This is a genomic window from Methylobacterium sp. 2A (assembly GCF_009806555.1).
In the GTDB taxonomy this organism is placed as follows: domain Bacteria; phylum Pseudomonadota; class Alphaproteobacteria; order Rhizobiales; family Beijerinckiaceae; genus Methylobacterium.
In genome coordinates this window covers 1-21,221 of the sequence record NZ_VUOK01000026.1, presented here as the reverse complement: position 1 = coordinate 21,221, position 21,221 = coordinate 1, and the positions used below count along the sequence as shown (strand labels likewise).

The following is a 21,221-nucleotide window of genomic DNA, read 5'->3' as shown; positions in this document are numbered from 1 at the left end:
TTAACCATGCCTGCGCATCCTTCCGGTCGGTCGGCGCTGCGCGCGTCGTGCGACCCACGAATCGCCGGAGCACGGGATGAGCCACCACACCGAGACGCTGGTGATCGGCGCGGGGCCCGCGGGCCTCACCGCCGCTTACCTGCTGTCGAAGAACGGCCGGTCCGTCACGGTGCTCGAGCGCGATCCGGCCCAGGTCGGCGGCATTTCCCGCACGGTCTCGCACAACGGCTACCTGTTCGATATCGGCGGCCACCGGTTCTTCTCGAAGTCCAAGGCGGTGGTCGATCTCTGGGACGAGATCCTGCCCAACGACTTCATCGAGCGCCCGCGCCTGTCGCGGATCTATTATCGCGGCCGCTACTATGCGTATCCGCTCAAGGCCTTCGAGGCGCTGAGGAACCTCGGCGTGTTCACGAGCGCCGCCTGCATGGCCTCCTATCTCTACGCCCGGCTCCGGCCGGTGCGGGAGCCAAAAACCTTCCACGCCTGGGTGCGCAACCAGTTCGGCGAGCGCCTGTTCGCGATCTTCTTCAAGACCTACACCGAGAAGGTGTGGGGCATGTCGTGCGATGCCATCTCCGCCGATTGGGCGGCGCAGCGCATCAAAGGGCTCGACCTCGGCGCGGCGATCCGCGACGGGATCAAGCGCTCGCTCGGCCTGCGCAAGCCGGTTCGGGCGGGCGGACCGGTGATCAAGACGCTGATCGAGTCGTTCCGCTATCCGCGGCGCGGCCCCGGCATGATGTGGGAGGCCGCCGCCGCCAGGATCCAGGCGCAGGGCGGGAAGGTGCTCCTCGACCGCGGCGTCGATTCCCTGACCTTTGACCCCGGCACCGGCATCTGGACCGTGGCGGCCCGACGCGCCGACGGCAGCCGCGAGACCTTCACGGCCCGCCACGTGGTGTCTTCGGCCCCGGTGCGCGAGCTGGTGGATTCGATCCGGCCCCGGCCGCTCAGCACCTTCAACGCGCGGGCGCTGAAGTACCGCGACTTCCTCACCGTCGCCCTCATCGCGAAATCGCAGAAGAATTTTCCGGACAACTGGATCTACATACACGATCCGTCGGTGAAGGTCGGGCGGGTGCAGAACTTCCGCTCGTGGTCGCCCGAGATGGTGCCGGATGCGGACCATACCTGCCTCGGCCTCGAATATTTCTGCTTCGAGGGCGACGGGCTCTGGAGCGCCTCGGACGACGAACTCGTGGCGCTCGCCAAGCGCGAGATCGGGCAGATCGGCCTGATCGACCCGGCCGAGGTGGTGGATGCCTGCGTGGTCCGGCAGGCCAAGGCCTATCCGGTCTACGACGAGGAGTATGCCGACCACGTCGCCACGATCCGCCGCGAGCTGGAGCGGGATTTTCCGACGCTGCACCTCGTCGGCCGCAACGGCATGCACAAGTACAACAATCAGGACCACGCGATGATGACCGCGATGCTGACCGTGGAGAACATCCTCGCCAATCAGCGCCGGCACGATGTCTGGCGGGTCAACGAGGATGCCGAGTACACGGAGGCCGGCGAGTCGGGGGCCGAGGCCGCTTTGGGCAGCGAGCGGCTCGTGCCGCGCAAGGTGGCCTGATCGGCGACAGGGCTTGCGCCGCGTCACCAGCACGGCTTGTCCGTCGAAAAGGCGGCTCTATCGTTCGCTTCCGGACACGCCCGACATGAGGGCGGCCGGGAGGAATGTTTCACGATGCGATCATTGATCATCGCCGCGCTGCTGGCGGGCGTCGCCGCGCCGGCCCTGGCGCAGGGCGCCGCCCCCGCCGAGACCAAGGCCAAGACCGACGATCTGCAGAAGCTCGAAGGCTTCCACAGCACGAACACGCAGCCCGCCCCCGAGATTCCGCAGACTGGCCGGCGCGCCGACGCGATCCGCAAGAACCTGTCGAAGATCAAGCTGCCGGACGGCTTCAAGATCGATCTCTACGCCGTGGTGCCGGATGCCCGCGCCATCGCGGTCGGCCCCAATGCCGGTGTGCTGTTCGTCGGCACGCGCAAGAGCAAGATCTACACGGTGACCGACCGCGACAAGGACCGGGTCGCCGACGAGGTCCGGGCCTTCGCGCCGGGCATCGAGTTCAAGATCCCGAACGGCGTCTGCTTCTCGAAGGACGGCGTGCTCACCGTGGTGGAGCAGAACCGGGTGCTGGCCTTCCCGGCCGCCGAATTCTTCTATGAGAATCCCGACGTCGCGGCCGGCGTGCTGGTCAAGCAGGGCGAGTTGATCCCGGCCTCCGAGGAGAGCTTCAACCACACCGCCCGGGTCTGCCGGGTCGGGCCGGACGGCAAGACCTATATCGCGCTGGGCCAGCCCTACAACGTGCCGCCCGCCGACAAGCTGGATCTCTACAAGAAGGCCGGCATCGGCGGGATCATCCGCATCGACGCCGATGGCAAGAACCGCGAGGTCTACGCCACCGGCATCCGCAACTCGGTGGGGATGGATTTCAACACCGACAAGACCCTCTGGTTCACCGACAATCAGGTCGACGGCATGGGCGACGACAAGCCGCCGGGCGAGTTGAACCACGCGACCAAGCCGGGCGAGAATTTCGGTTTCCCGTGGTTCGGCGGCGGCGCCGTCCGCACGGTCGAGTACAAGGACCAGACGCCCCCCGCGGACGCGGTTGCCCCGATGGCCGAGCTGCCGCCGCACGCGGCCGATCTCGGCATGACCTTCTACAACGGCAAGCAGTTCCCGGCCGCCTACAAGGGTGGGATCTTCATCGCCGAGCACGGTTCGTGGAACCGCACCCAGCCGATCGGCGCCCGGGTGATGTTCGCCAAGCTCGGGGCCGACGGGAAGGTCGAGTCGGTCAAGCCGTTTGCGGAGGGCTGGCTCACCGGCGACGGCGAGTATCTCGGGCGTCCGGTGGACGTGGCGGTGATGCTCGACGGCTCGCTTCTGGTCTCGGACGATTCCGCCGGGGCGATCTACCGGATCTCCTACGAGAAGTGAGGACTTCTTCCCTCCCCCTTGTGGGGAGGGATCGAGGGTGGGGGTGGTTCAGGATCGCGCGCAGCGGTGCCTCCTGCACCACCCCCACCTCCAACTCCTCCCCACAAGGGGGAGGAGAGTCCCGTTGCGCAGCCCGAGCCCGCCCGATGATCCGTCCGCTTCTCCTCATCGTCGCCACCCTCATCCCGTTTGCGGCCCAGGCCGGTGATGCCGCGGCGGGCAAGAAGCGCGCGACCGCCTGCCAGACCTGCCATGGGATGGACGGCCTCTCGAAGCTGCCGGAGGCGCCGAACCTCGCCGGGCAGGTCGAGCCGTATCTCGTCAAGCAGCTCACCGACTACCGCGACGGCAAGCGGCAGAACGAGATCATGAACGTGGTCGCGAAGGAGCTGTCGGACGCCGATATCGCGAATCTGGCGGCGTATTATTCGGGAATCCAGATCGACGTGCTGCCGCCGGGATAAGGGCGCGTCTCCCTCCCCCCTCTGCGGGGGAGGGGAGTCTCGGCGCAGCTCAATCGTCCATCTTCAGCGCCGCAATAAACGCCTCCTGCGGGATCTCGACACGCCCGAACTGGCGCATCTTCTTCTTGCCTTCCTTCTGCTTGTCGAGGAGCTTGCGCTTGCGCGAGATGTCGCCGCCATAGCACTTGGCGGTCACGTCCTTCGACAGAGCCCGGATGGTCTCGCGGGCGATGATCTTGCCGCCGATCGCCGCCTGGACGGGGATCTGGAACAGGTGGCGGGGGATCAGATCCTTCAGCTTCTCGCACATGGCCCGGCCGCGCGACTCGGCACGGGTGCGGTGGACCAGCATCGAGAGCGCGTCCACCGGTTCGGCGTTCACGAGGATCGACATCTTCACGAGGTCGCCCTCGCGGTAATCCGACACGTGGTAGTCGAAGGAGGCGTAGCCCTTCGAGATCGACTTCAGCCGGTCGTAGAAGTCGAACACCACCTCGTTCAGCGGCAGGTCGTAGACCACCATGGCGCGCTTGCCGACGTAGTTGAGGTCGATCTGCACGCCGCGCCGGTCCTGGCAGAGCTTGAGCACGCCGCCGAGATACTCGTCGGGCGTCAGGATCGTGGCGCGGATCCAGGGCTCCTCGATCGATTCGATCTTCATGATGTCCGGCATGTCGGCCGGGTTGTGCAGCTCCTTGGTCTCGCCGTCGCGCATCTTGAGGTGGTAGACCACCGAAGGCGCCGTGGAGATCAGGTCGAGGTTGAACTCGCGCTCCAGCCGCTCCTGGATGATCTCCAGGTGCAGGAGCCCGAGGAAGCCGCAGCGGAAGCCGAAGCCGAGCGCGGCGCTCGTCTCCATCTCGAAGGAGAACGAGGCGTCGTTGAGCCGGAGCTTGCCCATGGCCGAGCGCAGGTTCTCGAACTCGGCCGCGTCCACCGGGAACAGGCCGCAGAACACCACCGCCTGGACCTCCTTGAAGCCCGGCAGCATCTCGGTGGTCTGGCGCTTGTCCTCGGTGATGGTGTCGCCGACGCGGGTGTCGGCCACCTCCTTGATCGAGCCGGTGAAGAAGCCGACCTCGCCCGGGCCCAGCGCGTCGATATCGGCCATCTTCGGCCGGAACACGCCGATGCGATCGACGCCGTAGACCGCATCGGCGCCCATCATGCGGATGGTCATGCCCTTCTTGAGCGTGCCGTCGATGATCCGCACCAGCACCACGACGCCGAGATAGGCGTCGTACCAGCTGTCCACGAGGAGCGCCTTCAGCGGCGCGTCGCGGTCGCCCTTCGGCGGCGGCAGGCGCGTGACGATCGCCTCCAGCACCGCCTCGATGTTGAGCCCGGTCTTGGCCGAGATCGGCACGGCGTCGGAGGCGTCGAGGCCGATCACCTCCTCGATCTGCTCCTTCACCCGGTCCGGCTCCGCGGCCGGCAGGTCGACCTTGTTGAGGACCGGGACGATCTCGTGGTTGGCGTCGAGCGCCTGATAGACGTTGGCGAGCGTCTGCGCCTCGACGCCCTGCGAGGCGTCGACCACCAAGAGCGAGCCCTCGCAGGCGGCGAGCGAGCGCGACACCTCGTAGGCGAAGTCCACGTGGCCGGGCGTGTCCATCAGGTTCAGGACGTAATCCTTGCCGTCCTGCGCCTTGTATTCCAGGCGCACGGTCTGCGCCTTGATGGTGATGCCGCGCTCCTTCTCGATATCCATCGAGTCGAGCATCTGTTCGGACATGTCGCGTAGCGCGACCGTCCCGGTGGCCTGGATCAGCCGGTCCGCGAGCGTCGATTTGCCGTGGTCGATATGCGCGACGATCGAGAAGTTGCGGATGGTGTCGATCGGGGCTGTCATCGGCATTCCGTTCGGGCGCGCGCCGGCGCGCACCGTCTGACGTCTGGACGTTCTGGTAGGGAGCGGCTCCCGCGCGAGATAGCAGCGCTACGGGAAGGCGCCAAGCGCGTGCGCGGTTGACGCGCCATCCTGTCACCGGACACGCGGAAAGACGGGGACCGGATCAATCCGGCCCCCGCCCAGGCACGCGAAGGTGATGGTGCCGCCGCGCCGGCCGCCTCAGCGGCCGCGGTCGCGGATCAGGCGCTCGATCTCGGCCTCGCCGTGGGAGCGCGCCTTGGCCTCGGTCGGGTGCTTCCGGTCCGAGCGCTGGTGCAGCTTGCCGTGCTTGCGGATGCTCCACTGGAACAGGGAACCGCTCTCGCCGACCGGTTCGACATCGAGGCTGAAGGGGTAGGTATCTGTCTGCGTCTCGCTCATGGGGCCGATATGGGGCACGCGGCGGCATTTCGCCATGCCCTTCCGCGAACTCCTTGCATCCTAGCCCTGCGTACCGCTCGCGCGCGCCTGCGCGGCCATGGCAACCAGGCTCTTGCGCAGCGCACCCATGTCGGAGACGCGCTCCGGATAGACGACCCGGGCGGTGCGGTCATTCGCCATCAGATCCAGGCCCTCGGGGTCGAGGCCGGTGAGCCGCCAGGGCAGCCCGGCCTCGGCGCCGCTGCCGACGGCGTAGAGCGCGAGCGCGTCGGCGTGGTCGGCGTTCATGTGCTCCACGGCCCCGCGCTCGCCGGCCACCACGGCCTCGGCGCCGGTGAGGTCGAGGAGCAGCTGCTCGCGGGTGAGCGTCGCGGCCTTGGCGAAGCCGCCATTGAGGTGGCCCGCCTCGGGATCGAGGGCGAAGAAACCGAAATCCGGGAAGTCGGCGTAGAGCTTGGCCTTCGGGTGGCGGGCCAGGAACCGCTCCCGCACCCGGGCCTCGCTGGTCTGCGTGGCACGCCCGACCACGGTGAGCCGGGGATGGGCCAGGGGATCGCCCTTGCCGGTCTGGGCGAACAGCAGCGAGCAGCGCGGGTTGCCAAGCAGGTTGCGGGTATGGGCCGAGAGCCGCGAGAGCAGCATCAGCGGCGTGCCGTCGGCATCCGTGGCGATGGTGACGAGCGAGGCGAAGGGCGTGCCGTCCGGGTCCAGCGTCGCCAGCGCCCCGGAGCGGATGCCGCGCAGCAGGCTCCGGGCGAGGCCGATCGCGTCGAAGGGCGCCTCGTCGGCCGGGAGCGGCCGGGCGGGGCCCCGCGATTCGGATGCGGTTCCGCCGGTCTCGCCCCCGATGGCCTCGCTCATGCCGTTCCTCCCCCTCGCGAATTGCCGCCCGATGCGCTCGTCACGTTAACGGGGCCGCGGCCGGCACGCGAGGCGTTTGGCCCGCGTCAGATCGGCCTTTACGGCCAAGCTATGACCGCCGCTCGCTTTTTCCGATCGGCCGTACTAAAGCACCTGTCCCTTTGCGCGCGCCGGGTTGCGCCGAAACCGCCCGGTTCGCGCTCTTGTCTGCCCCTCGGGGGCCGGGATGCGGCGTGGCCTGCGCGTTGAGCCGGGACCGCGCCAGAACCCGTTCAGTCAGGGACCGCGCATGCCGACCATCGCCCTCGTCGACGACGACCGGAACATCCTCACCTCGGTGTCGATCGCGCTCGAGACCGAAGGCTACCGCATCCAGACCTATACGGACGGCGCCTCCGCCCTCGACGGCCTGCGCCATTCCCCGCCGGATCTGGCGATCTTCGACATCAAGATGCCGCGCATGGACGGGATGGAGCTTCTCCGACGCCTGCGGCAGAAATCTGACCTTCCGGTGATCTTCCTGACGTCGAAGGACGAGGAGATCGACGAATTGTTCGGCCTCAAGATGGGCGCGGACGACTTCATCCATAAGCCGTTCTCGCAGCGCCTCCTGGTGGAGCGCGTGAAGGCGGTGCTGCGCCGCTTCGCCAAGGAGGCCCCCGGCGCCACGCCGCGCGGGGCCGAGGAGGTCGCCGCCCGCTCGCTCGAGCGCGGCGCGCTGATGATGGATCCGGAGCGCCACACCTGCACGTGGAAGGGCGAGCCGGTGACGCTGACGGTCACCGAGTTCCTGATCCTCCAGGCGCTCGCCCAGCGCCCCGGCGTCGTGAAGAGCCGCAACGCCCTGATGGACGCGGCCTATGACGATCAGGTCTACGTCGATGACCGGACCATCGACAGCCACATCAAGCGCCTGCGCAAGAAGTTCAAGGTGACCGATCAGAGCTTCGACATGATCGAGACGCTCTACGGCGTCGGCTACCGGTTCAAGGAGGCGTGATCTCCGGAATCCGCCGCGTGACCGCTCGCACACAAACCCAGACCGAGGAGGCCGAACCCCGCACCTCCCTGGCAAAAGCCCTCTCCCGCCCGCTGACCTGGCCCCGCGCCCTCTGGGACGCGATCGGCCAGCGCGCCTCGTCGAGCCTGACGCGCCGCATCGTCGTGCTCAATCTCGTCGGGCTGATCGCGCTGCTCGTCGGGTTCCTGTACCTCAACCAGTTCCGGCAGGGCCTGATCCAGGCCCGGATCCAGAGCCTCGCCATCCAGGGCGAGATCATCGCGGGCGCGATCGCGGCCTCGGCCTCGGTGGACACCGATACGATCCGGATCGACCCCGACAAGCTGCTCCAGCAGCAGGCCGGCGAGGCCGTGGAGGAGGAATCACAACCACTCGCCTTCTCGCTCAACCCCGAGAAGGTGGCGCCGCTGCTCTCGCGCCTCGTGACGCCCACCGGCAACCGGGCGCGGGTCTACGATCAGGAGGGCGGCCTCCTGTTCGACACCCGCACCCTGTTCAAACGCGGCGACGCCGCCCGGCCGGACCCGCTGGAGCCCAAACCGCACAAGCCCGGGATGCTGGAATCGGCCTTCCAGACGGTCCAGACCAAGCTGAGCGGGTTGTTCCGCAGCCGGGCCGAGCCCGCGGAGGAGACCGGCCCGCAGAACGGCCACTCGCTGCGCGAGGTCCAGGCGGCGCTCGGCGGTAATCGCGGCAGCCTCGTGCGCCGCAACAAGCAGGGCGAGACCACCGTGTCGGTCGCCGTGCCGATCCATCGGGCCGGCTCGGTCCGCGGCGCATTGCTGATCTCGACCCAGGGCGACGCCATCGACCGGGTGATCGCCTCGGAGCGGTTCGGCCTGCTCCAAGTATTCCTCGTCGCCTCGGCCGTGATGGTGGTGCTGTCGTTCCTGCTGGCCGGCGCCATTGCGGGTCCGGTGCGCCGCCTCGCCGAGGCCGCCGAGAAGGTGCGGATGGGCATCAAGACCCGCGAGGAGATCCCCGACTTCACCGAGCGCACCGACGAGATCGGCCACCTGTCGGGGGCGTTGCGCGACATGACCCAGGCGCTCTACCGCCGGATCGACGCGATCGAGAGTTTCGCGGCCGATGTCAGCCACGAGTTGAAGAACCCGCTGACCTCGCTGCGCAGCGCGGTCGAGACCCTGCCGCTCGCCAAGTCCGACGATTCGCGCGGCCGGCTGATGGCGATCATCCAGCACGATGTGAAGCGCCTCGACCGGCTGATCAGCGACATCGCCGACGCCTCGCGCCTCGATGCCGAGCTCGCCCGGGCGGAGGCGCGGCGGGTCGATCTGCGGCGCCTGCTCACCACCGTCGTGTCGGTGGCCAACGAGCGGCGGCGGCCGAAGGATTGCCTGATCCAGCTCGACGTGGAGCCGACCGCCTTCGACAACGAGGCGCCGTTCACGATCATCGGCCACGACAGCCGGCTCGGACAGGTCGTCAACAACCTGCTCGACAATGCCCGCTCGTTCTCGCCGACCGACGCGAAGGTCCGCGTGGTGCTGCGCCGGGTACGCGGCGAGGTCGAGCTGGTCTGCGAGGACGAGGGGCCCGGCATCCCGGAGCACGCCCTGGAGCGCATCTTCGAGCGCTTCTACACCGACCGCCCCGAGCAGGGGTTCGGCCAGAATTCCGGGCTCGGCCTGTCAATTTCCCGGCAGATCGTGCAGGCCCATCGCGGCACCATCCGCGCCGAGAACCGCCCGGGCGCCCCCGACGAGGATGGCGAGCCCACCGTGCGCGGCGCGCGCTTCATCGTGCGTCTGCCGGCCGCGCCCCGTCAGCTCCACGCGTGACGGTCACCCTGCACGGCGCCTGCTGCGTGCTCGGCGGCGCCGGCATCCTGATTCGCGGCGAATCGGGTGCTGGCAAATCGAGTCTGGCGCTGCTGCTCGCCACGGAGGCGGACGGCGCCTTCGTGGCGGATGACCGGGTCGTCTGCGACCTCCGCGGCGGCCGCGTCCTCGCACGTGCCCATCCTGCGCTCGCCGGACAGGTGGAGGTGCGGGGGCAGGGCATCCTGTCGGTGGCGGAACTGGGCCTCGCATCCTGCGCGGAGGCGGCGCTGGACCTCGTGATCGATCTCGTGGAGGCGTCGCCGCGCCTGCCGGAACCGCCGAAGCCGGCGGATCTCATGGGTATCCCGCGTCCGCGGCTCGTTCTCGATCGGGGTGTCCGCGCGGCCGGCTTGGCCCCGCTTCTCATCCGTGCGGCACTGCAAAAGTCCCGGCCGTGACTTCGCAGCCGCACAGGCGCTCCGAATCGCGCACCGGTGGTGTTGCCCCATGGCGTGCGCGGGGCAGCCGTGCCATGATCGCAGGGATGTCCGGGCAAAAAAGTCGCGTTCGCCTTGTGGGGGGCTGTGCGATGCACAACATGGCGGCACACACAGGACGTTGGAACACGTGTCGATGATTGGCATGGTGCTCGTCACTCACGGACTGCTGGCGACCGAGTTCAAGGCCGCTCTGGAGCACGTGGTCGGCCCCCAGGATCAGATCGAGACGATCACGATCGGGCCGGAAGACGATATGGAATTGCGGCGCCGGGACATCATGTCCGCGGTCTGTCGCGTGAATACCGGTGAAGGCGTGGTGGTGCTGACCGATATGTTCGGCGGCACGCCCTCCAACCTCGCGCTGTCCTGCATGAACGGCGGCTCGGTCGAGGTGGTGGCGGGCATCAACCTGCCGATGCTGATCAAGCTGGCCAGCGTCCGCGACGAGGAGAATCTCGGCGACGCCGTGCTGCACGCCCAGGAAGCCGGGCGTAAGTATATCAACGTCGCCTCGCGCGTTCTGGCGGGCAAGTAAACGCCTCTCAGGTCTCCAGAATCGCCGTCTCGGGGGCTGGCCGCCGCGAACCAGCGGTGATCCCCATGGAGGCCGCGATGACGAGGCCGATCGCGAGCCATTGCACGAAACTGATTCGCTCGCCCAACAGCATCAGCCCGGCACAGGCGGCGACGGCCGGCTCCAGGCTCATCAGGACGCCGAAGCTTTTCCGGTCGAGGCGCCGAAGGGCGACCATTTCCAGGGAATAGGGCAGGGCGCTCGACATCACCGCCACGGCAAGACCTGCGAGCAGGATTGCGGGGGCGAGCAGCCCCGATCCGGCCTCGGCCACGCCGAAGGGTGCGATGACCAGGGCGGCGGTCAGCATCCCCAGGGCGACCGCCTGACCGCCATCGACCCGGCCGGCGCGCTGGCCGAACAGGATATAGAGCGCCCAGGCCGTGGCCGCGCCGAGATCGAGGGCGACGCCGATCGGGTCGAGCCCGTCCGTCGTGGCGATCGGCAGGAGCAGCAGCAATCCCAGAACGGCGAGGCCGATCCACACGAAATCGGAAGCCCGGCGCGACGCGATCAGCGCGACCGAGAGAGGACCGGCGAATTCGATTGCCACGGCCGGCCCGAGCGGCAGGCGCGCCAGGGCGAGGTAGAACAGCAGGTTCATCGCCCCGAGGGCGGCGCCGTACAGCGCGATCCAGCCCGCCTCGCGCAAGCTGAGGCTCCGCCGCCAGGGGCGCCAGACCGCGATGAGGATCAGCGCCGAGAAGCCGACCCGCAGGCACGAGGTCCCGGCCGCGCCGATTGCCGGAAACAGGCTCTTGGCGAAGGTCGCGCCGCATTGGAGCGAGATCATCCCGGCCACGAGGGCGGCGACCGAGAGGACCGTGTCGCCAGCACCGAACCTGTTGCGTAACACGAGTCGCTGCCCTTCAGAGTCGCGGTTCAATGAGCTGATAGCTCGTGCTGCGGCCGCCGGCCTCCCCCCGCGCGAGCAATCCGCGTGCGATGAGATCGTCGATGTCGCGGAGGGCCGTATCGTGCGAGCACTTCGCGATCTGCGCCCATTTCGACGTCGTCAGCTTGCCCTGGAAGCCATCGAGGAGACGCTTGAGCATCATTGTCTGACGCGGATTGACGGGGTGGGAGTCGAGCGACCGCCAGAACCGCTCCTTGCGGAGCACGGCGTCGAGAGTCGTCTCTGCGTCGCCGATGGCGCCATCGAGTACGCGCAGAAACCACGCGAGACGCGGAGTAATGTCCAGATCGCCCTTCTGCGTCGCTTCCAGCGTTTCGTAATAGGCATTGCGCTCGGTTCGAAGACGGGCCGACATGCTGTAGAAGCGCCGCCCCGTTCCTTCCGCGCGCGCCAGGAGCATGTCGGCAAGGGCCCTTACGATTCGGCCGTTGCCGTCGTCGAATGGGTGGATCGTCACGAACCAGATATGGGCGATCGCCGCCTTCAGGACCTGGTCGGTCGGGTCGTTTCGATCTTCGAGCCAATCCAAAAAGCGCGTCATCTCCGCATCCACCCGGTCCGCGGGGGGAGCCTCGAAATGGATCCGCTCGCGATGCCCGGCTCCCGACACGACGCGCATCGGACCGAGCGCGTCGGTGCGCCACACGCCGACCGTGATGGGATGGCGCCCGACGTCCCGATCCGGGAACAGAGCTTCGTGCCAGGCGAACAGGCGTTCGCGGGTCAGAGGCTCGGTGTAACGCTGCGTCGCGTCGAGGACCACCGTGGTGATCCCCTCGGCTTGCCGGCTCGACGGCACCAAGCCGGCGGTCTCGATCCCGAGCCGTCTGGCGAGGGATGACCGAACCTGATCGCGCGCGAGACTCTCACCCTCGATCTCGCTCGTCTTCACGGCGTCCTGGGTGAGTGTCTCCAGGATGGCTTCTTCCCGAAGGGAGAAGCCCAGAGCTTCCATACGACCCAGCAGGCGACCCTGCCGGTAGCGGAGTGCCGCCAAAGGGGAAAGCAGCGCGACTTCATCCCAGCGGAAGAGCGGCCACTCGGGCCTGTCGGAGATGTACATCAATCGACGCATAACATGCGTCGATTGGCCGGTCTAATCTACGCACCACCATAGGGGAGGACGGTCTGAATCGGTGTACTCACAGGATGAACCGGCTCAGGTCGGCGTTGGCCGCGAGATCCTCGACCCGGGACCGGACATAGGCGGCATCGATCGGCACGGTCTCGCCGGACCGGTCGGTGGCGGTGAAGGAGATCTCGTCGATCACCCGTTCCAGCACCGTCTGGAGCCGGCGGGCGCCGATATTCTCCACCGAGGAATTCACCTCCACGGCGACCTTCGCCAGCGCATCCACCGCATCGTCCGTGAAGGTGAGGGTGACGCCTTCGGTCTCCATCAGGGCGACGGTCTGCTTGATCAGGCTCGCCTCCGTGGAGGTCAGGATCTGGCGGAAATCGTCCACCGTCAGCGGCTGCAGCTCGACCCGGATCGGAAGCCGGCCCTGCAGTTCCGGCAGGAGATCGGCCGGCTTCGAGACGTGGAAGGCGCCCGAGGCGATGAACAGGATGTGGTCGGTCTTCACCGGCCCGTGCTTGGTGGCGACCGTCGTGCCCTCGATCAGCGGCAGCAGGTCCCGCTGCACGCCCTCGCGCGAGACGTCGCCGGAGGAGCGGCCCTCGCGGGCGCAGATCTTGTCGATCTCGTCGAGGAACACGATGCCGTTGTTCTCGACCTCGCGGATCGCCTCGCGCACCAGCGCCTCGTCGTCGACCAGCTTGTCGGATTCCTCGGCCATCAGCGGCGCGTAGGCGTCCCGCACGAGGATCCGGCGCGGCTTGCCGCGCTGGCCGCCGAGCGCCTTGCCCAGCATGTCGCCGATATTGATCGCCCCCATGGACGCCCCCGGCATGCCGGGAATCTCGAACATCGGCAGGCCGGCGGGCGCGTTCGAGACCAGTTCCAGCTCGACTTCCTTGTCGTCGAGCTCGCTGTTGCGCAGCTTTCGGCGGAAGCTGTCGCGCGTCGCCGCGCTGGCCGTCGGCCCGACGAGCGCGTCGAGGATCCGGTTCTCCGCGGCCGCCTCGGCCTTGGCGCGGACGCCCTCGCGCTTGGTCTGCCGGGTCAGGCCGATCGCCACCTCCACGAGGTCGCGCACGATCTGCTCGACGTCGCGGCCGACATAGCCGACCTCGGTGAACTTCGTGGCCTCGATCTTCAGGAAGGGCGCGTTGGCGAGCCGGGCAAGGCGCCGGGCGATCTCGGTCTTGCCGCAGCCCGTGGGCCCGATCATCAGGATGTTCTTGGGCGCCACCTCCTCGCGGAGCGGGCCGGTGAGTTGCTGGCGCCGCCAGCGGTTGCGCAGCGCGATCGCGACGGCGCGCTTGGCGTCGTGCTGCCCGACGATGAAACGATCGAGTTCGGACACGATCTCGCGCGGAGAGAACGTCGTCACCGCTGCACCATCCCTGTTCCCGGCCGAGTCGCGTGGCCCTTGGCCGGGAATGGGGTCGCACGCGCGCCCGCGCAAGGGGCGGCGGGCGGCGTATCCGCCTCAGTGCCCTGCAAGCGACGGCGCGGCGCCGGGCTTGTCGTGCGTCCCGAACCGTTCGACCAGGGTCGCGCTGGCCGCGTTCAGCCCGACGACCTCGACGATCCGCCCCCGCGCCCGGGCCTTGAGGACCACGCGGTCGAGGGCCGCCACCGCCGAGATGTCCCAGAAATGGGCCGCCGTGACGTCGATGACCAAGCGTTCGACCGGTTCGAGCACGTCGATCGCCTCGGAGAAGGTGCCGGCGGAGGCGAAGAAGACCTGCCCGGTGACCCGGTAGGTCCGGGTCGTGCCGTCCGGCGACAGCTCGGAGGCGACGCGGCTGAGGCGCGAGACCTTCCCGGCGAAGAACACCCCCGACAGGAGCACGCCGACCAGCACGCCGATGGCGAGGTCCTTGGTGGCCACCACGACGAGGACCGTCGCCAGCATCACCGCCGAGGAGGGCAGGGGGTTGGTGCGCAGCTGCGCCAGGGAGCGCCACGAGAAGGTGTTGAGCGAGACCATGATCATCACGGCGGTCAGGGCGGCCACCGGCACGACGGCGAGCAGATCCTGGAGGGCCACCAGCAGGAGGAGCAGGAATGCCCCGGCCACCAGGGTCGAGAGCCGGCCCCGCGCGCCAGAGGTGACGTTGATCACCGATTGGCCGATCATCGCGCAGCCGCCCATGCCGCCGAATACCGCCGAGGCCATGTTGGCGACGCCCTGGCCCATGCACTCGCGGTTCTTGTCGCTGCCGGTATCGGTCATGTCGTCGACGATCTGCGCGGTGAGCAGGCTTTCCAGCAGGCCGACCGCGGCGAGCGTCGCCGCGTAGGGCAGGATGATGCGCAGGGTCTCCGGAGTCAGGGGCACATCCGGCAGCGCGAAGCTCGGCAGCGACGACGGCAGGGCACCGAGATGCGCGACCGTGCGCACGTCGAGATGGAAGAACGCCGTGACCGCGGTGAGCACCGCGATCGCCACCAGGGGTGACGGTACGGCCCGGGTGATCCGGGGGAATCCGTAGATGATCACGAGCCCGAGCGCGATCAGCCCGTAGGTCGCCGGCGTCACTCCGGTGAGTTCCGGAAGCTGGGCCAGGAAGATCAGGATCGCGAGCGCGTTGACGAAGCCGGTCATCACCGATTGCGAGACGAACCGCATCAGCCGGCCGAGGCGGAGCAGGCCGGCCAGGATCTGGAACAGGCCCATCAGGATGGTGGCGGCGAAGAGGTACTGCACCCCGTGCTCGCGCACGAGATCGACCATCACCACTGCGGTGGCGGCGGTCGCGGCCGAGATCATCGCGGGGCGCCCGCCCGCGAACGCGATGGTGCAGGCGATGACCACGGAGGCGTAGAGGCCGACCTTGGGATCGACCCCGGCGATCACCGAGAAACCGATGGCTTCCGGGATGAGGGCGAGGGCCACGACGACGCCCGAGAGGCTGTCGCCGCGAAGGTTGGAGAACCATTGGCCGCGAAGGCCCGTGGGTCCGGACAGGCTGCGTAGCATGGGGTAAAAATCCGCACGAGGCGCACGTCCGCAGCTCGGGCGGACGATCAGGACGACTCGGATGCGTGGTCCGGCGGATCGGCGGCCGGAAGAGCCACCCGGGCTTTCACCGGGTCCTTGCGAATGCCGTGTTCCTACGGCGCTCCGCGCTGCAACGCAACATCGGGCTTGCGGCCGGGCTCAGGCCGCCCGCACCTGCGTGACGAAGCCCGCAACCTCTCCGCCGAGCCCGTTCGAGCGCCGGGCGATGTCGGCCGCAGCCTCAAGGACCTGCGCGGCGCTGAGGCCGGTCTCCTGCGCGGCGCCGAGCACCAGGGCCATCGTCTCGGTGACGGACCGCGTGCCGCTCGCCGCCTCGGCGACGCTGCGGGCAATCTCCTGCGTCGCGACCTGCTGCTCCTCGACCGCCGCCGCCACGCCGAGGGCGATGCCGTGGACCTGCTCGATCGTGCCGCCGATCTCCTCGATGGCCGCCACCGCCTCGTGCGTCGCGGCGCGCATGGCGGCGATCTGGCCGCCGATCTCCTCGGTGGCCTTGGCGGTCTGGGTCGCCAGATCCTTCACCTCGGTGGCCACCACCGCGAAGCCGCGGCCTGCCTCGCCGGCGCGCGCCGCCTCGATCGTAGCGTTCAGCGCAAGCAGGTTGGTCTGCCCCGCGATGGTCGAGATGAGCGAGACGACCTGCCCGATCCCGTCGGCGCTGCGGGCGAGGGCCTGGACGCTGGTGCGCGTCCGCCGGGTCGCCTCGACGGCGCTCTCGGCGGCGCTGGAGGTCTGGGAGACCTGGACGCCGATCTCGCGCGCGGTGGCGGCGAGTTCCTCTGTGGCGGCCGCCACCGCCTCGACGTTGTGCGACGTGGTCTCGGCGGCACGCGTCACGGCCTGCGACTGAGCCCCGGTCCGCTCGGCATTGCCGGCCATCGTGGCTGCGGCCCGCTCCAGTCCGGTCGCAGCACCGGCCAAGTGGTTGACCAAGCTGCCGATGTTGCCCTGGAACTGATCCGCGAGATCGGTCATCTCGGCGCGCTTGCGCGCCGCCGAATCGACGTCCTTGCGTTGGTGCTCGCTGCGCAGCGCCTCGGCCTTCAGCAACGTCTCGTTGAGAATCTGCGTGCTGGTCCAGATCGCGCCGATCTCGTCGCGGCTCGGTTTCACGGACGGGAGTGCATGATCGCCGTGCGACAGGCGCGCGATCGCCTCCGCGACCGCGCGCAGCGGCCGGGCGATCTGGCGCTGTCCGATCAGCAGACCCACGACGCAGCAGATCAGCGTACCGGCCAGGGCGAGGCCCAGGAGCAGCAGCGTCCGCGCCTGGAACAGGGCGTGGGTGTCGCCCTTGATGGCCGTCATCTCGGTGCGCCCCTGGCCGACCAGCGCATTGATGCTCGCCTGGAAGGCCCGGCGATTGCTCTGATTGGCCTCGTTGAAGCCCAGATCCGCGGCGGCGCGCGGGCTCACGGTCTCACCGGCCTCGGCGAGGTCGGTCCGGAGGGTGCGGAAGGCTTCGAAGTTACGGCTCATCGTGTCGAAGAGCGGGCGCTCGGATTCGGTCAGCCGCAGCGCCCAATCGGCCCGCAGGGCCGCCATTTCACCCAGGCCCTTCCGGATGCCGGCGGCGTATCTCGCAGCCTCGGCGCGATCGGCGGAGGCGTAGACCCCCCGGGAATCCATCGTCACCTCGGCGGCGAGCCGGTTGAAATTCGCAGCGTCGAGCGCGCGGACCGAGGCACTCTCGACATTCGAGAGGGCTGTCTCGAAGCTTTGCAGCGTCGCCACGCTGACACCCGCGACCACAAGCGTCGTCAGGCTGCAGGCGCCGACAAAGGCCAGGAGTTTCCCGCCGATCTTCATTGTGCTCCAACCCCTCGGGCTCAGTTGGATGCAAAATATCGCCGATTTCTCAAGAGGCCGTTAACCGACGGCGCAGTTCAGGTCGATATCGGCTGTATTCGGGGGCCTGAGTACAGAAGGGGCCGCTGGAGTCCAGCAATCAGGTGCCATCAAGCGCTTCGATGACCAGATTGCCGTTCGTATAGACGCAGATCTCGGCGGCGATCGCCATGGCCCGGCGCACGATCGCCTCCGCGTCCAACTCCCCGTCCTCCAAGGCCCGGGCCGCCGCCAACGCGTAGTTGCCGCCGGAGCCGATCGCCATCACGCCGCTCTCCGGCTCCAGCACGTCGCCCGAGCCCGACAGGAGCAGGCTCACGTCGCGATCGGCCACCAGCATCATGGCTTCGAGCCGACGCAGGTACCGGTCGGTCCGCCAATCCTTCGTGAGTTCCACGCAGGCGCGGGTGAGTTGCCCGGGATATTGTTCCAGCTTGGCTTCGAGCCGCTCGAACAGGGTGAAGGCATCGGCCGTGGCACCCGCGAAACCGCCGATCACGGCCCCCTTGGCGAGGCGCCGAACCTTGCGGGCGTTGCCCTTGACGATGGTCTGGCCGAGGCTGACCTGCCCGTCACCGCCCAGCACCACGCGGCCGCCCTTGCGGACCATCAGAATGGTCGTGGCGTGCATCTGGGGCACGGAGCCCCGGTCGTCGTACCTGAATCCGTCGTACCTGAATGCGTCTTGGCTCAAGGCTCGGCTCCGCTCTCGATCGCGTCGAGATGGGGGACGCCGCCGGCTACGTCCAGCCGGATCGTCACGGCCCGCCTGGGATTCCGGGCCGCTTCGTGCGCGCTACGCGGCGCCTCTCACGCGGCGCCTCTCACTCGGCGACCGCCTCGGGGGTCTGGACCGATCCCGCATCCTCCAGGATCGAGCGGGCCGCAGCCTCGGCCAGCAGGGCGTAGCCGCCATCGGCCATGTGCAGGCCGTCGGAGGCGAAGAGCTGCTTGGCCGTGAGCTTCCCCTCCCGCACCCAGCCGTGCATCAGGTCGGCGCGGCGAATCACCGGCACGTCCAACTCCTCCCCGATGCCGCGCACGGCTTCGAGAAACCGTGACGCGCCCGGCGTGGCTTCGAGCTTCGGGCACCATTGCGGTTCCATCAGCACCACGTCGATGCCCGCCTCACGGATCCGGCGGATCGCCGCCACCGTGACCTCGCGGAAATGCGCGACCGTGACGCCGCGCAACGGATCGTTGCTGCCGGTCTGCCAGATGACGAGCTGCGGCTCGGCCTTGATCACGTCGCGGTCCAGGCGCGCCAGCATATCGTCGACATGCTCGCCGCCGATGCCGCGGTTGATCACCGCCACGTCCATCCCGCGCAGCTTCTTGCGCAGGTCGATCTGAAGACGGGCGGGATAGGCGTTCGCGGGGCTCGATGCGCCGATGCCCTCGGTCGACGAGGAACCGAACGCCACGATCTTCAACGGAGCACCGATGGCGATCTGGCGGGCGACATGCGGAAGATCCGGGCTCTCGCGCAGATCGATCCCGAGCAGATCGAGCGATTCCGGCAACAGGTCAGCATAGGCCAGGACCGCCGTGGGCAGCACCAGGAGGCCGCACAGTACACCGAGACGGCGCAGCATCCCGCCGACCGGTCGCGGAGCAACCCGGGTGATCGAGGACTTCGCGTTTGCTGATTTGGACACGGGACCGACAGCTCCGGCACTCGCGGGCGACAGATACAATCTGACACAGGGAATTGAAAAGGCCCGTTCGGCGCACAGCGTTAAACCGAGATGAATTCGTAACACAAAATTTACCTCTGGAGATGAGGCGCCGTACCGGTGCGCCGAATCAGGACGGTCAAACGGCCCGCGGCACGGACGATGCGTGGGGCTCCCGACAGGTCTCCGAGAGGGCGGCGGGGACTGGAGTCGGATCTCCGGGCGTGGCGTCCGGACCGGCCGCAAACCGTGTTGCGCCGCCCCAGGGTCGACAGCGTGCGCATCGCGATCCTCACACCCTCGACCGATGCCCGCGGAACGGGGAGCCATGCCCTGGCCCTCGGCGAAGCCCTGTGCGCGCTCGGCCACGAGGCCGTCGTTCACGCCCCCGATCCGACGGGCCGCGGATTTTTTCGCGATGCCGCCTGCCCCGTGGTCTCCGTTGCCGCCAAACCGGTTCATGGCGCCGGGGCGGCGCTGATCGGTGCCCGGATCTCCGATTACCTGGCGCATTTCTCGACGCCCGCGGCCTGCGATTTCGACGTTTTCCATGCGCAGTGCGGCATCAGCGGCAACGCCCTGGCGACGCTGACACGCCGCCGACTCATCGCCGGATTCGTGCGCACGGTCCATCGCACCGAGGTCTTCGCGGATCCGCAGCTCGCCCGGTGGCAGGACCGGGCGATCGTCGATGCCGGGCGGCTGCTCTGTCTCAGCCAGACCTGGGCGGCGACGCTGGCGGCCGAGTACGGTGCGCAGGCCGAGGTGATCGGCAGCGGCGTCGACGGAGCGGTGTTCGGACCCGACCCGGGGCCCGGCGACGCGGCCCTGCGCGGGCGCCTCGGCCTCGGACCCGGACCGGTCTTCCTGAGCGTCGGCGGTTTCGCGGCGCGCAAGAACGTCCTGGCGATCATCGAGGCCTTCGCGGCGCTGCACCGACGTGTCCCGGCCGCGCAACTCGTCGTGGCCGGCGAGGCTTGGCCCGTCGAGCCGAGCGGGTACGAGGCTCTCTGTTGCGCCGCGCTGGAGCGGGCGGGCCTGTCGGTCGGACCGGGAAAGTCGGTGATCCGCACCGGGCCGGTCGCCCAAGCCGACATGCCGGCGCTTTACCGGCTCTCCGATACGTTCGTCTCCCCATCCCTCTCCGAGGGCTACGGTCACGGTGTCCTGGAAGCCATGGCCTGCGGCACGCCGGTGATCGTTTCCAGCCGGCCGCCTTTCACCGAGTACTTGGCCCAGAGCGAGGCTCTCTGGACGGGTCCGGAGGATGTCGACGCCCTCGCGGCAACGATGCGGGAGAGTTTGCAGCCGGCCCGGCGCGCGCGCCTGCGCAATGCGGGGCTCGAGGTGGCCCGGGCCCATATCTGGGCGGCCTGCGCGGCGCGGCACCTGCCGTCCTATGCGGCACTCCGGCAGGATCCCGGGCCGGTCGCGCCGCCGGCGACCGGGGCCGCGGCCTGGAACATCACGCGGATGTCCACCGATGCCTGAGATGCGTTTCCACATCCGCTGGCCGGACGGGTCCCGCGAGGCCTGCTACTCGCCCTCCCTCGTCATCAAGGATCACCTCGCGGTCGGGCAGGACTACCCGGTCGATGAATTCGTGAGCCTGAGCCGCCTCGCCCTCGGCATCGCCAGCGAGCGCGTGCGCGCCCGCTTCGGCTTCCCGTGCGGGCGGGCCCAGGCGCAACTCGCCCGCATCGAGGAGGCGGCGCGACGCCAGGAGGCCGGAACCGTCTACGTCGAGTCCTTCGAGGAGTGATCGAAGCGCGCCGGCGCGGAGGGCCGGGGACAAAACCGCGGGGGCGCGGGTTGTCGTCAGGTCCGCGCCGGAAGGCTGGCGGACGGCTCGCGGAAGATCGAGGAACGCCATGGTGACCCGGATTGCTGCGGCGCTCGTCCTCGCCGCGACGCCTGTCGGGGCGCAGCCGCGGCCCTCCAGCACGGCGATGACCTGTCAGCAGACGATGCGGCTGATCCAGGCGCGGGGCGCCCTCGTCCTGGGCACGGGCGGCCTGACCTACGACCGGTTCGTGCGTGACCGGTCGTTCTGCGAGCCGACCGAGATCGCCAAGCGCGCCTTCCGCCCGACCCGCGACAACCCGAACTGCCTGATCGGCTATACCTGCTACGAGCCCGGTCCGGGCGACTGGCCGGGCGAGGACTTCTAGATGTCATTGCTATGGAGGTTGTCCATCCGAGGGTGTCGAGCGAGGCTGTGGTTGCGACGCCTGCAACCCCGGACCCGG

Annotated in this window: 20 protein-coding genes and 1 other annotated feature; of the genes, 10 read left to right on the top strand and 10 right to left on the bottom strand. The window is 68.7% G+C overall.

All coding sequences use genetic code 11. The features are described 5' to 3' along the window. The first annotated feature begins 76 nt into the window (after positions 1-76). The 3 genes from FVE89_RS13820 (at position 77) to FVE89_RS13810 (ending at position 3,426) form a co-directional block, all read left to right on the top strand. Positions 77-1,579: an NAD(P)/FAD-dependent oxidoreductase gene (locus FVE89_RS13820; RefSeq protein ID WP_160534513.1), complete on the top strand. Its 1,503-nt coding sequence runs from the start codon at positions 77-79 to the stop codon at positions 1,577-1,579. Between the two features lie 114 nt (positions 1,580-1,693). Further along, positions 1,694-2,962 carry a PQQ-dependent sugar dehydrogenase gene (locus tag FVE89_RS13815; protein ID WP_160534512.1) on the top strand — a complete coding sequence of 423 codons (1,269 nt, stop codon included), beginning with the start codon at positions 1,694-1,696 and terminating at the stop codon, positions 2,960-2,962. 146 nt (positions 2,963-3,108) lie between these two features. Further along, positions 3,109-3,426 carry a cytochrome c gene (locus FVE89_RS13810; RefSeq protein ID WP_160534511.1) on the top strand — a complete coding sequence of 106 codons (318 nt, stop codon included), beginning with the start codon at positions 3,109-3,111 and terminating at the stop codon, positions 3,424-3,426. A 49-nt stretch (positions 3,427-3,475) separates the two neighbouring features. Here the strand turns inward: FVE89_RS13810 and lepA are convergent, their stop codons facing one another. The 3 genes from lepA to FVE89_RS13795 form a co-directional block, all read right to left on the bottom strand. Further along, positions 3,476-5,278: a translation elongation factor 4 gene (gene lepA / locus FVE89_RS13805; protein ID WP_160534510.1), complete on the bottom strand. Its 1,803-nt coding sequence runs from the start codon at positions 5,276-5,278 to the stop codon at positions 3,476-3,478. Between the two features lie 219 nt (positions 5,279-5,497). Continuing rightward, positions 5,498-5,698 carry a hypothetical protein gene (locus FVE89_RS13800; RefSeq protein ID WP_091714603.1) on the bottom strand — a complete coding sequence of 67 codons (201 nt, stop codon included), beginning with the start codon at positions 5,696-5,698 and terminating at the stop codon, positions 5,498-5,500. Between the two features lie 60 nt (positions 5,699-5,758). Then, on the bottom strand, positions 5,759-6,559 hold the full coding sequence (locus FVE89_RS13795) for a DUF2470 domain-containing protein (RefSeq protein WP_160534509.1): 801 nt from the start codon (positions 6,557-6,559) through the stop codon (positions 5,759-5,761). Positions 6,560-6,848: 289 nt separating this feature from the next. Between FVE89_RS13795 and FVE89_RS13790 the strand changes: the two genes are divergently transcribed. From FVE89_RS13790 to FVE89_RS13775, 4 genes are all read left to right on the top strand, one after another. Beyond that, positions 6,849-7,559, top strand: a complete 711-nt coding sequence (locus FVE89_RS13790; RefSeq protein WP_010682252.1) for a response regulator transcription factor — start codon at positions 6,849-6,851, stop codon at positions 7,557-7,559. Positions 7,560-7,576: 17 nt separating this feature from the next. Further along, positions 7,577-9,382, top strand: coding sequence for a sensor histidine kinase (locus FVE89_RS13785; RefSeq protein ID WP_160534508.1), 1,806 nt, complete (start codon positions 7,577-7,579; stop codon positions 9,380-9,382). Next, positions 9,379-9,822, top strand: coding sequence for an HPr kinase/phosphatase C-terminal domain-containing protein (locus FVE89_RS13780; protein WP_160534507.1), 444 nt, complete (start codon positions 9,379-9,381; stop codon positions 9,820-9,822). Before FVE89_RS13785 ends, FVE89_RS13780 begins: the two co-directional genes overlap by 4 nt. 175 nt (positions 9,823-9,997) lie before the next feature. Then, entirely contained in the window at positions 9,998-10,399 is a 402-nt protein-coding gene (locus tag FVE89_RS13775; RefSeq protein ID WP_091714599.1) for a PTS sugar transporter subunit IIA, read from the top strand. 7 nt (positions 10,400-10,406) lie between these two features. Here the strand turns inward: FVE89_RS13775 and FVE89_RS13770 are convergent, their stop codons facing one another. The 7 genes from FVE89_RS13770 to FVE89_RS13740 all read right to left on the bottom strand — a co-directional run bounded on the left by FVE89_RS13770 (position 10,407) and on the right by FVE89_RS13740 (position 18,891). Beyond that, positions 10,407-11,294, bottom strand: a complete 888-nt coding sequence (locus FVE89_RS13770) for a DMT family transporter (protein WP_160534506.1) — start codon at positions 11,292-11,294, stop codon at positions 10,407-10,409. A gap of 13 nt (positions 11,295-11,307) precedes the next feature. After that, entirely contained in the window at positions 11,308-12,417 is a 1,110-nt protein-coding gene (locus FVE89_RS13765) for a Fic family protein (protein ID WP_160534606.1), read from the bottom strand. A 79-nt stretch (positions 12,418-12,496) separates the two neighbouring features. Beyond that, the gene (gene hslU, locus FVE89_RS13760; RefSeq protein WP_160534505.1) at positions 12,497-13,810 is read right to left on the bottom strand and encodes an ATP-dependent protease ATPase subunit HslU; all 1,314 of its coding nucleotides are present in this window, start codon (positions 13,808-13,810) and stop codon (positions 12,497-12,499) included. Between the two features lie 99 nt (positions 13,811-13,909). Further along, complete coding sequence (locus tag FVE89_RS13755) at positions 13,910-15,394, bottom strand: SulP family inorganic anion transporter (RefSeq protein ID WP_210254056.1); 1,485 nt, start codon at positions 15,392-15,394, stop codon at positions 13,910-13,912. A 76-nt stretch (positions 15,395-15,470) separates the two neighbouring features. After that, positions 15,471-15,526: a sequence feature (sul1 is cis-regulatory element that is thought to sense ions involved in sulfur or methionine metabolism; They are found in Alphaproteobacteria), on the bottom strand. Between the two features lie 60 nt (positions 15,527-15,586). Next, the gene (locus FVE89_RS13750; protein ID WP_160534503.1) at positions 15,587-17,257 is read right to left on the bottom strand and encodes a methyl-accepting chemotaxis protein; all 1,671 of its coding nucleotides are present in this window, start codon (positions 17,255-17,257) and stop codon (positions 15,587-15,589) included. A 139-nt stretch (positions 17,258-17,396) separates the two neighbouring features. Then, positions 17,397-17,927, bottom strand: a complete 531-nt coding sequence (gene hslV / locus FVE89_RS13745) for an ATP-dependent protease subunit HslV (protein WP_160534605.1) — start codon at positions 17,925-17,927, stop codon at positions 17,397-17,399. Positions 17,928-18,120: 193 nt separating this feature from the next. After that, positions 18,121-18,891: an SGNH/GDSL hydrolase family protein gene (locus FVE89_RS13740; protein ID WP_160534604.1), complete on the bottom strand. Its 771-nt coding sequence runs from the start codon at positions 18,889-18,891 to the stop codon at positions 18,121-18,123. A gap of 357 nt (positions 18,892-19,248) precedes the next feature. Between FVE89_RS13740 and FVE89_RS13735 the strand changes: the two genes are divergently transcribed. From FVE89_RS13735 to FVE89_RS13725, 3 genes are all read left to right on the top strand, one after another. Further along, the gene (locus FVE89_RS13735; protein ID WP_342389639.1) at positions 19,249-20,463 is read left to right on the top strand and encodes an MSMEG_0565 family glycosyltransferase; all 1,215 of its coding nucleotides are present in this window, start codon (positions 19,249-19,251) and stop codon (positions 20,461-20,463) included. Continuing rightward, on the top strand, positions 20,456-20,734 hold the full coding sequence (locus tag FVE89_RS13730; protein ID WP_160534501.1) for an MSMEG_0570 family nitrogen starvation response protein: 279 nt from the start codon (positions 20,456-20,458) through the stop codon (positions 20,732-20,734). Before FVE89_RS13735 ends, FVE89_RS13730 begins: the two co-directional genes overlap by 8 nt. A gap of 109 nt (positions 20,735-20,843) precedes the next feature. Beyond that, positions 20,844-21,143 carry a hypothetical protein gene (locus FVE89_RS13725; protein ID WP_160534500.1) on the top strand — a complete coding sequence of 100 codons (300 nt, stop codon included), beginning with the start codon at positions 20,844-20,846 and terminating at the stop codon, positions 21,141-21,143. Positions 21,144-21,221 lie beyond the last annotated feature (78 nt).